Source organism: Longispora urticae (genome assembly GCF_053902585.1).
In genome coordinates, this window is the sequence record NZ_JAQZSH010000016.1 from 48,160 (window position 1) to 57,653 (window position 9,494).

Genomic DNA, 9,494 nt, shown 5'->3' on the forward strand with positions numbered 1-9,494 from the left:
TCCACTCTAGGCAGCGGCTCCCGATCCGGCCACCCGCCGGTGGCGGAGCGGCCGGCCACCGGCGCGGGTCGGCGGCTCGGGCGCGCCGGGTCAGGTCGGAACCCGATCACCGGTCCCGGCCCGCCGCAGGGCCGTCGACGCCGCGTGCGCCACCCGCCGCAGGATCGGTTCGACACTGGCGAACGGGAACGTGGCCCGCGGTCCGACCACGCCGATCGCGGCGACCGGGCTGCCCGCCGCGCCGTGCACCGCGACGGCCACTCCGACCTGGTCCTCGACGTGCTCGCCGTGGTCGTAGGCGACGCCCCGGGCCCGGATCGCGGCCAGTTCGGCGCCCAGGTCGGCGGGGTCGGCGACGGTCCGGGCCGTGAAAGCCCGCAGCGGGAGGCTCCCGAGGATCTGGTGGATGTCGGCGTGGTGGGCCAGCAGGGCCTTGCCCGTGGCGGTGGCGTGCGCGGGCGCGTGGTTGGCGAGCTGCGGCCGGCCGGTGCGGGTCTGGAGGCGTTCGAGGTGGAAGACCATCGTGCCGCGGAGTACGGCGAGGCTGGTGGAGTGCCGGGTGTGGTGGAACAGCTCCATGACGTGCGGGGCGAGCACCGTGCGCAGCAGCGCGTGCGGGGGAGTGGCCGCCGCGTCGAGGAGCCGCCAGGTCCGGTCGCTGATGTCGTACAGGCTGCCGTAGCGGACCACCGCGCCCTCCGCGACCAGGGCGGTGACCAGGCGGTGCACCGTGGCCTTGGGGAGCCCGAGGAGGCGCGCCATCTCAGAGATGCCCAGCGGGCGGCCCTCGCGGAGCAGGCAGGTGGCGATCCGGATGACCCGGCCGACGAGGGAGGTGGTGGACGGTGCGTCGGTCATGGATACCGCCGGACGGGACAGGCCACTGGGGCGAGGGGCAACCTGTAGATAACGACGGGGATCGGTGCGCGACGCGCCGCCGGGGTCCCGGCCCGCCCCCTGGCGCCGGCGTCCCGGGACCGCGCCGGAGGGCACGGTCCCGGGCGACCCGTCAGATCCGGTCGGCCACGATCATCAGGTAGTGGAAGCTGCCCTCCTTGTACGCGGTGAGGAAGGGCTCCTCCACCCCGGTGGCGACCGAGGACCGGGCCCGCAGCTCCCAGTACGGGATGGTCAGGGCCGTCAGGTCGATGACCTCGATCGGGGTGAGGCTGTTGGCGGCCATCGCCTTGAAGTACTCGCCCCGGGAGTGCACGTTGCACGTGTAGCGCTCGTCGATCTGGATCACGGCCTTGGACCGGCCGCCGGTGAGGTCGTTCCAGCAGCCGGTGATCGTGACGTAGCGGCCACCGAACGCCAGGCTGCGGGCGTGCTCGGCGAACAGCTCGAACAGGTCGACGTACATCGTGGACTCGTTGTTCCAGGCCGCGCGCACCGTACCCGTCGGCAGGCCGTTGTCCAGCATGTTGCGGAAGTGGAACCGCACCTTGTCGGCCACGCCGCGCTCGGCGGCCTGGGCGTTGGCGAAGTCCACCTGCTGCTGGGAGATCGACACCCCGTCGACCTGGCAGCCGAACCGCTGGTTGGCCATGAACGAGGTCCCGCCGCGCCCCGAGCCGGCGTCGAGCAGCCGGTCGGTGGCCGCGACGGGGCCGAGGTTGTCGAGCAGGAACGAGGCCTGCGCGCTCTCCAGCCGGTGCAGCTCGGCGATGATCCGCTCGTCGCTGGCGTTCGGCAGGTCCTCCAGGAGCTTCGGGTCGACGGCGCCGATCCCGTAGTGGTGGTGGAACAGGCCGTCGACCTCGCCGAGCCGGATGTTCACCGGGTCGCGCTCCTCGTCCCAGTACCGGGCGATGGAACGCTGGTAGGCGGTGCGCAGAACGGTGTCCGTCATGGTCATGGTGTTCTCCTCGTACTGGTCAGGCGGCGGGGGAGTCGGCGTGGTACCGGCGGGTCGTGGCGTGCCATTCGCGGCTGCCGCCGCACCACGCCCAGGTGTCGGCGAAGAACCGGCGCAGATTGGGCGTGCCGACGAGGCTGAGCGCGGCCGCCTCGGCGACGAAGCCCCGCATCAGCTCGTTGTGGATCTCGATGGTGCGGCGGATCGCGCCCCTCCTGGTGAGGCCCTCCTCCGACATGAGCAGCTCGGGCAGGCTCAGGTCGTCGTCGGATTCCTTGCCGGCGGAGTTGAGGTCGTTGATCAGCACGGCGGCCAGGCCGGCCATCGTGAACGCGCGCCGCACCGCCGGGTGGTAGAACTCCTCGGCGCTCAGCTCGTAGCCGGCGAGGGCGTCGATGAGGATCATCGGCGGCAGGTAGCTGTTGTGGTTGCGGTGCACGAGGTACTCCCACACCGCCGGCCGTTCCTGACTGACCCGCCAGCTCGCGTTCTGCCCGAGCGTGGTGAACAGGATCGCCATCTGGTGTTGGAACCGGCCCATCTGCGTGCCGGTGGTGTACCGCGACAGGTTGCTCATCCCGGACCGGAACGCCCGGGCGATCGGCTCGGTGCGGACGAACGCGTCGAGCTCGGGCTGGTAGGCCCGGGGCAGGGCCACCGGGTCGACCATGCCGTAGATCAGGGCCAGGCGCGCGCTCGTGAGCCGCGGGTCCGCCCCCATCTCCTCCTCGTCGAGGTAGTAGTCGTCGGCGGCCCACTCGGCGACGACGACCTGGGTGGCGGCCAGCAGCCGGTCCGGGTCGTCCACCGCCGGGTGGGTGAGCATCATCAGCCGGCCGAAGTTGCAGGAGCGCAGGTGCTCCAGGCGTCCGGCGTAGATGCCCATCTCCCCGGCCCAGTCGACGAGCCGTTCGTTGACCAGTTCGCCGAGCGCGGGGTCGTCGCGGACCGGGCCGGGGCAGAAGAGTTCCGGCAGCGGGTCGTCCTCGGCCGCCGGGGCCTCCCCGGGCCCCTCGTCGGGCGCCTCGACCCCGGTCGGCGACGGCCCGAGCAGGCTCGCCACCAACCGCGCCGCCGAGGTGCCCAGGCCGGTGGGCCGGGCCTGGAACACCGCCGGGACCGTCGTCTCCGGCGGGTCGAGCAGGTCGTCCAGCGCGGCCGACGGGGCCGCCCACGTGTCGGACAGCAGCGCCCGGGCGAGCGCGGCCAGGTCGTCGGGCGCGCGCGGCGCACCGCCCGGGGTGGGCAGGTGGGACATGACAGGCAACGGGTACCTCCCTCGTGCGGGGCGGGGGTGCGGGCTAGCCGTGCTCGACGCCGAGCTGGACGTCGTCGAGGACGCCGAGCGCGTCGGGCACCAGGATCGCGGCCGAGTAGTAGGCGCTGACCAGGTACGACATCACGGCCTGCTCGTTGATGCCCATGAACCGCACGTTCAACCCGGGCTGGTACTCGTCCGGCAGCGGGCCGGGCCGCAGGCCGATCACGCCCTGGTCCTCCTCGCCGGTGCGCATCACGAGGATCGAGGTGGTCCGGTTCTTCGAGATCGGGATCTTGCCGCACGGGTACAGCGGCACGCCGCGCCAGGCGAGCTGCCGCTTCCCGTCCACCTCCACGTTGTCCGGGTAGATCCCGCGCTTGGTGCACTCGCGCAGGAACGCCACGATGGCCTGCGGGTGCGCGAAGAAGGCCTTGGAGTTGCGCCGCCGCGACAGCAGCTCGTCGAGGTCGTCGGGGGTCGGCGCGCCGCTGTGGGTGTGGATCCGCTGCCGCAGGTCGGCGTTGGCGAGCAGCCCGAACTCGGGGTTGTTGACCAGCTCGTACTCCTGGCGTTCGCGCAGCGCCTCGACGGTCAGCCGCAGCTGCTGCTCGACCTGGTTCATCGGCTCGTTGTAGAGATCGGCGACCCGGGAGTGCACCCGCAGCACGGTCTGGGCCACGCTGAGTTCCAGTTCGCGCGGCGCGAGCTCGTAGTCCACGAACGTGCTGGGGAGCAGGGCCTCGCCGACGTGCCCGGCGGCCATGTCGATCGCGGCCTCGCCGTGCCGGTTGATCTCCGGGCCGACGGCGGCGACCAGGCGGTCCACGTGCTCGCGGAGCGGCGTCGAGGAGTCCAGGACCTGCTCGAACGCCGCCCGGGGCAGGGCGAGCACGGTGAGCTGGGTGGTGGCCTTGACGGTGTGCTCCCAGATGCCCGCGTCGTCCACGAGCGACCAGTCGCCGAAGTGGTCGCCGCCGGCCAGCACGCCGAGGACGGTCGGGTCGCCGTACTCGCCGACGCCCAGCCGGACCGCCCGGCCGTGCGCGATCAGGTACACCTGGTCGGCCGTGTGTCCGAACTCGACGATCACCTGGCCGGGCTCGAACTCCAGCTGGGTGAACCGGCCGGCCAGCGCGGACAGCGTGTCGGGGTCGTCGAGCCCGCGCAGGACGGGCAGCTCGGTGAGCTCCGCCGGGATCACCCGGATGTCCGAGCCGGTGTTGACGAACTCGACCCGGCCGTCGCCGACGGTGTAGGTCAGCCGGCGGTTCACCCGGTACGCGCCACCGGGCACCTGCACCCAGGGCAGCGTCCGCAGCAGCCAGCGGGAGCTGATCTCCTGCATCTGCGGCACGGACTTGGTGGTGGTGGCCAGGTTGCGTGCGGCGGCGGTACTGAGGCTGAGCTGCCGCTCCGCCGCCTCCGTGGCAGGGCTGATGGTCATGCGTCTCCTCGGGAGTGCGGATCGTCGGGCAAGTCTGGCCAATCCGGCCAATACCCGGCAACTCACTGTTCCGTGGGATGAAACGCCCCGACCGCCCGCTGGATCTCCTCCGCCACCAGGTCCGCGTTGATCTGCGCTCCCGCCGTGGCACCGGCCGCCGAGGCCGCGCCGACCTGTGCCGCCAGGTCGGTCACATTGCCCGCGGCCCACACCCCGGGCACGTCCGTCCGGCCGGTCGGGTCGGCGGGGAGGTGTTCGCCGAGCCCGGAGGGGTGTGCCACCGGGCGCAGGCCGAGGTCCGCCAGGAAACCGGCGCGCGCCGTCATCCGCGGCGCCACCACCAGGGCGTCGCGCCGGACGACCGTGCCGTCGCGCAGCCGGACCCCCGCGAGCCGGTCGCCGTCGAGTTCCAGGGCCGCCACCTCGCCGGCCACCACCCGGACGCCCCGGGCCGCCAGCCGCTCGGCGTCCGCACCGGTCAGCGGCGGCGCGGTGTGCGCGAGGTACACGACGTCCGCGCTCCACTGCCGGAACAGCAGCGCCTGGTGGGCCGACATGGGCCCGGTCGCCAGGATGCCGATGGCCTGGTCGCGGACCTCCCAGCCGTGGCAGTACGGGCAGTGCAGCACGTCCCGGCCCCACCGGGCGTGCAGGCCCGGCACGTCCGGCAGCTCGTCCGCCAGCCCGGTCGCCACCAGGAGCCGCCGGGCCCGGACGGTCCGGCCGTCCCCCAGGGCCACCGCGAACCCGGCCTCCCCGGCAGCGGCCCCGTCAGGCGCCGGGTCCGGCATGCGGGTGACGCCCGCGACCTCCCCGGTCACCACCTGGCCGCCGTACCTCCGGACCTCCGCGCGCCCGCGCTCCAGCAGCTCGGACGGCGGCGTCCCGTCGTGCCCCAGCAGCCCGTGCACGGCCGCGGCAGGGGCGTTGCGCGGTGCGCCCGCGTCGATCACCAGCACCGACCGCCGGGCCCTGGCCAGCATCAACGCCCCGCTCAGCCCCGCCGCGCCGCCGCCCAGCACCACCACGTCGTAGTCGTCCCCCAGTTGACCGGTCACCGTGACCACCTCCTGGGACCACCGTGCGCGGTACCGCCGTACCCGGCAAATGTCTTTGCCGTTTCGGCAACACCGGGGAACGCGCGCGCCCGGCGGTCAGGCCGGCCAGTTCCCGAGGGTCGCGTCCAGGGCGTCGAGGGCCCGGTCCCAGGAGGCGTCGGCCGTGCGGGGCGGGCGGAACGCGCCGGCGGCCTCCAGGCTCGCGTACCCGTGGAAGGTGCTGTGCAGGAGTCGGACCGCGTCGGTCTGGTCGGGTTCGGCCAGCGCGTAGCCCCGCAGGATCGCTCGGGTCAGCTCCGCGTGCCGGCCCGCCGCGCTGGCCGCCGCCGTCTCCGGGTCGAGCGGGAACAGGGTCGCCGCGTACCGGCCGGGGTGCTCCCGCGCGTAGTCCCGGTAGGCGTGCGCGAAGGCGACCAGGGCTTCCTTGCCCGCGCGCCCGGCCAGCGCGGCGGCGACCCGGTCGGCGAGCTCCGCCAGGGCCAGCACCGCCACCCGGGCGCTGAGGTCGCGGGCGTTCCTGATGTGCGAGTACAGGCTCGCGTCCTTGACCCCGAAGTGCCGGGCGAGCGCCGAGACGGTCACGTTGTCGAAGCCGATCCCGTCGGCCAGGTCGGCCGCCGCCAGGGTCAGGCGTTCGGCGGTCAGTCCCGCGCGTGCCATGGGTCACACCCTCCGCAGCCTAGAGGCTTTAATCGTTTGCCTAGGACTTCTAGGAAAAGTTAGCTTACCCCCATGAAGGCAGTCACCGAACGCGACATCCGCGCGTCCCTCGTCAACGCGACCAAGGGCGAGGCCAAACGGCTGGCCGTGCCCAGGGACCTCGCCACCCGACCATGGGCGGACCTGGACTTCCTCGGCTGGCGCGACCCCGCCGCCCCCGAACGGGCCTGCCTGGTCACCGAGTCCGGCGACGGGTTCGTGGCCCTCGCGCTGCGGATCGCCGCGCCCAGCGCCGCGCGGGCCCGGCGCAGCATGTGCTCGCTGTGCCTGACCACGCACACCGGGGACGGCGTCTCGCTGATGACCGCGCGGAAGGCCGGGCCGGAGGGGAGGTTGGGCAACTCGTTGGGTACGTACATCTGCACCGACCTGGCCTGCTCGCTCTACCTGCGCGGCAAGAAGGTGCCCGCGGCCGGCGGCGCGCGGCTGTACGAGTCGCTGACCCTGGAGGAGCAGATCGAGCGGACCGTGGGGCGGCTCGCCGGATTCGTGGGCCGGGTCGTCGGCTAGGCGGCTCAGTGCCCCGAGGGGCCGCCGCGGGGACCCGGCGCCCCGGGCGCGGACCCGTCAGCCGGTGCCGTTCTTCACGGGCAGGCAGCTGGCGACCGCGACGGACGTGGAGGTCGGCGGCGGTTGCGCGTGGCCGCCGATCGGCGGCTGGTCGATCGAGACGGAGATCCCGAGGTGCCCGCCCTCGCCCTTCGTCCGGGCGACCTCGATGACCGGCATGTCGAACACGTAGGCCTGCTGGCCCGCGTCGTACCGCATCGTCGAGTCGCCCTGGTACCCGGCGAACCCGCCGTAGCTGATCCGCACCTTCAGCTGACCCGCGCCGCGGCCGGGGGCGGACACCTGGGCGACCACCCGGGCCCGCAACTGCCCGGAGAACCCGCAGGGCCGGCCGTCCAGCGCCTGCATGACCGTACCGGGCATGACATTCAGGGCCGTGACCCGCGCGAACTCGGCCGGTGCCGCCGCCGTGCCGGTCGCCCGGGGCGGAGTCGGTACCGGTGCGGTCGGGGGAGCCGGGGTGGGCACCGTGGACGGCTCCGCGGTGGGGACGACCTCCGGTGCCTGCGAGGACGGCTGTTCCGGCGGCGACCCCGCGACCCACCGGGATTCGGGGGACGCGCAGCCGGCGAGCACGGCGGCGGCGCACGCGACGGCGAGGGTCACGAGGGCGGCCCGGCGCGCGGGAGTGGCGGACATAGCCCCGGATCGTAGCGCCGGACGCGCCCCGGGTTCTACCTAGCGACCTAGGATGCTGGAGGCGCAGTGCCGCACGGCACCGACGTCCGCCCCGTTCCACCCCACTCTCCGACATGGACGGCCCACCCCGGCCGCCCGGTGCCTATGATCGCGGGATGGAGTACTTCGTGTACGGTCGCGACCGCCCGGACGTCGGGGACCTGCGGTGGGAGCGGACGGCGGAACACTGGACGTTCATGGACTCCTACGCCGACGTGCTGATCGCCCGGGGCCCGACGCTGACCGACGACGGGGAGGGCGTCACCGGCAGCGTGCACATCGTCGACCTGCCCGGCCCCGAGGCGGCCCGCGCGTTCGCGTACGACGAGCCCTACTACCGGGCCGGCGTGTTCGCCGACGTCCTGGTCCGCCGGTTCAGCAACACGCTCGGCCGCACGATGTGGGCGTACCCGGGCAAGGGTGGGGACCCGCAGTTCCTGGTCCTCGGGCACGGCCGCCCCGGCGCCACCGCCGACCGCGACCGGCTCCGGGCCGACCAGCGTGACCACCTCGCCGCCGGCTACTCCGACCGCCTCATCGCGCACGGCCCGCTGCTGTCGGCCGACGGCACCGACTGGCTGGGCACCGCGACCCTCGTCGAGCTGCCGGACCGGGCGGCCGCCGAGGCGATGCTGGCCCACGGCCCCTACGCCGAGGCCGGCCTGTACGAGCGGGTCGAGGTCCACCCGTGGCGCTTCGGGGGCCGCCCGACCAGCTGACCCCTGGCCGGGCCCCCACCGCGTCGACCCTCGCGGGGGACCGCACTGTCCGCGCCCGGGCCGGGAGCGCCCCGGGCCGTGTTGCGACGGCGCGGGGCGGCGGGTAGGTTTCCGGGCACGCCGTCGAGCTGGAAGGAGGTCAGAACAATGTCCGAAGTTCTGTGCCCCCTCCGCGCTCCGGCGTCCGCGCGGGTCTGAGTCCGGGGCGCCCGCTGCCCGGAGGTTCGCCATGACCGATCTCGTCATCCGCCCGCTCGTCGCGGGCGAGGAAAATCTGTTCGACTCCATGCCCGATCCGCTGCCCCAACTGCGCCAGGTCGGCTACGCCGACGGGATCGCCGGCGGCGGGTACCGGCCGGAGAACACCTGGGTCGCGCTCCGCTCCGGCCGGGTCGTCGCCCGGGCCGCCTGGTGCCGGCCGCCGGGTGCCGCCGGCGCCCCGTGGCTGGAGCGGTTCGACCTGACCGCAGGGCCGGAGGTCGGCGCGGAGCTGCTGCGCGCCGCGCACGCGGCCCTCGGCGGTCCCCGGATCTACTACGCCGCGCTGCCGGCGCACTGGCGACGACGGCCGGAGGTGCTGGCCGTGACGGCGGCCCCGATGGCGGCGGCCCGGCTCGCCGGCCTGGTCGAGCGGGGTGAGCGGGTGCGGTGCTCCTGGACGGGTACGCCGCTGCCGGCCACCTCCGGGCGGTACTCCTTCCGCCCCGCCGTCGACGCGGCCGAGATCACCGCGCTGGTGGCCCGGATCCCCACGCCGGACGTGCTGACCGGCAAGGAGACGGCGCTGGCGGTCCGGGGCGTGGACCTGGCCACCGATCCGCTGGCCTGGCTGGACAACCCGGCCGAGTGGCGCGTCGCGGAGGAGGCGGGGCGGCCGGTCGGACTCGTCGGCCCGGCCGGGGACGCCTGCTACCCGCTCGTGGCCTACCTGGGCCTGCTCGACGAGGACGCCCGGAGCGAACTGCTGGCCGAGGCCGTCCGGGTGCTGGCCGACGGGGGTGCCCGGGAGGTGGTCGCCGATGTGGACGCCCACCGGGTCACGATCCTGGCCGAACTGGAACGGACCGGGTTCCGCCAGCTCCGGTCCCGGGTCGTCTTCACCCCGCCCACGGCAGCGCCGTCCGGGTCCCCGCTGACCGCGGACTAGCGCCGGGGCGGGCGGGGGGGCCCCGAGCCCGTCGGGGGG

10 protein-coding genes are annotated in these 9,494 nt (G+C 74.2%); 3 read left to right on the forward strand and 7 right to left on the reverse strand.

All coding sequences use genetic code 11. The features are described 5' to 3' along the window. Positions 1-90 precede the first annotated feature (90 nt). The 6 genes from PT931_RS08160 to PT931_RS08185 all read right to left on the reverse strand — a co-directional run bounded on the left by PT931_RS08160 (position 91) and on the right by PT931_RS08185 (position 6,281). The gene (locus tag PT931_RS08160) at positions 91-858 is read right to left on the reverse strand and encodes an IclR family transcriptional regulator (RefSeq protein ID WP_456245070.1); all 768 of its coding nucleotides are present in this window, start codon (positions 856-858) and stop codon (positions 91-93) included. A gap of 151 nt (positions 859-1,009) precedes the next feature. Continuing rightward, on the reverse strand, positions 1,010-1,858 hold the full coding sequence (locus tag PT931_RS08165) for a geranyl diphosphate 2-C-methyltransferase (protein ID WP_363721328.1): 849 nt from the start codon (positions 1,856-1,858) through the stop codon (positions 1,010-1,012). 19 nt (positions 1,859-1,877) lie between these two features. Continuing rightward, a complete protein-coding gene (locus PT931_RS08170; RefSeq protein WP_456245078.1) occupies positions 1,878-3,116 on the reverse strand; it encodes a family 2 encapsulin nanocompartment cargo protein terpene cyclase in 1,239 nt (412 codons plus the stop codon). 43 nt (positions 3,117-3,159) lie between these two features. Further along, entirely contained in the window at positions 3,160-4,563 is a 1,404-nt protein-coding gene (locus PT931_RS08175) for a family 2B encapsulin nanocompartment shell protein (RefSeq protein WP_456245071.1), read from the reverse strand. 62 nt (positions 4,564-4,625) lie between these two features. Then, entirely contained in the window at positions 4,626-5,621 is a 996-nt protein-coding gene (locus tag PT931_RS08180; RefSeq protein WP_456245072.1) for an NAD(P)/FAD-dependent oxidoreductase, read from the reverse strand. Positions 5,622-5,717: 96 nt separating this feature from the next. After that, entirely contained in the window at positions 5,718-6,281 is a 564-nt protein-coding gene (locus PT931_RS08185; RefSeq protein ID WP_456245073.1) for a TetR/AcrR family transcriptional regulator, read from the reverse strand. A gap of 72 nt (positions 6,282-6,353) precedes the next feature. On the opposite strand from PT931_RS08185, the gene PT931_RS08190 reads away from it, so the two are divergent. Continuing rightward, a complete protein-coding gene (locus PT931_RS08190) occupies positions 6,354-6,851 on the forward strand; it encodes an FBP domain-containing protein (RefSeq protein ID WP_456245074.1) in 498 nt (165 codons plus the stop codon). A gap of 57 nt (positions 6,852-6,908) precedes the next feature. Here the strand turns inward: PT931_RS08190 and PT931_RS08195 are convergent, their stop codons facing one another. Beyond that, the gene (locus tag PT931_RS08195) at positions 6,909-7,550 is read right to left on the reverse strand and encodes a hypothetical protein (protein ID WP_456245075.1); all 642 of its coding nucleotides are present in this window, start codon (positions 7,548-7,550) and stop codon (positions 6,909-6,911) included. 155 nt (positions 7,551-7,705) lie between these two features. Here PT931_RS08195 and PT931_RS08200 point away from each other — a divergent pair, with 155 nt between their 5' ends. Both PT931_RS08200 and PT931_RS08205 read left to right on the forward strand, forming a co-directional pair. Further along, positions 7,706-8,308 carry a YciI family protein gene (locus tag PT931_RS08200; protein ID WP_456245076.1) on the forward strand — a complete coding sequence of 201 codons (603 nt, stop codon included), beginning with the start codon at positions 7,706-7,708 and terminating at the stop codon, positions 8,306-8,308. A gap of 229 nt (positions 8,309-8,537) precedes the next feature. Then, positions 8,538-9,455, forward strand: coding sequence for an acetyltransferase (locus PT931_RS08205; RefSeq protein ID WP_456245077.1), 918 nt, complete (start codon positions 8,538-8,540; stop codon positions 9,453-9,455). The last annotated feature ends 39 nt before the right edge of the window (positions 9,456-9,494 follow it).

Bases quoted from the DNA above. Each gene is read 5' to 3' on its own strand.
- PT931_RS08200 (WP_456245076.1), top strand. From the start codon at position 7,706: ATGGAGTACTTCGTGTACGGTCGCGACCGCCCGGACGTCGGGGACCTG.
- PT931_RS08170 (WP_456245078.1), bottom strand. From the start codon at position 3,116: ATGTCCCACCTGCCCACCCCGGGCGGTGCGCCGCGCGCGCCCGACGAC.
- PT931_RS08165 (WP_363721328.1), bottom strand. From the start codon at position 1,858: ATGACCATGACGGACACCGTTCTGCGCACCGCCTACCAGCGTTCCATC.
- PT931_RS08195 (WP_456245075.1), bottom strand. From the start codon at position 7,550: ATGTCCGCCACTCCCGCGCGCCGGGCCGCCCTCGTGACCCTCGCCGTC.
- PT931_RS08185 (WP_456245073.1), bottom strand. From the start codon at position 6,281: ATGGCACGCGCGGGACTGACCGCCGAACGCCTGACCCTGGCGGCGGCC.
- PT931_RS08160 (WP_456245070.1), bottom strand. From the start codon at position 858: ATGACCGACGCACCGTCCACCACCTCCCTCGTCGGCCGGGTCATCCGG.
- PT931_RS08175 (WP_456245071.1), bottom strand. From the start codon at position 4,563: ATGACCATCAGCCCTGCCACGGAGGCGGCGGAGCGGCAGCTCAGCCTC.
- PT931_RS08190 (WP_456245074.1), top strand. From the start codon at position 6,354: ATGAAGGCAGTCACCGAACGCGACATCCGCGCGTCCCTCGTCAACGCG.
- PT931_RS08205 (WP_456245077.1), top strand. From the start codon at position 8,538: ATGACCGATCTCGTCATCCGCCCGCTCGTCGCGGGCGAGGAAAATCTG.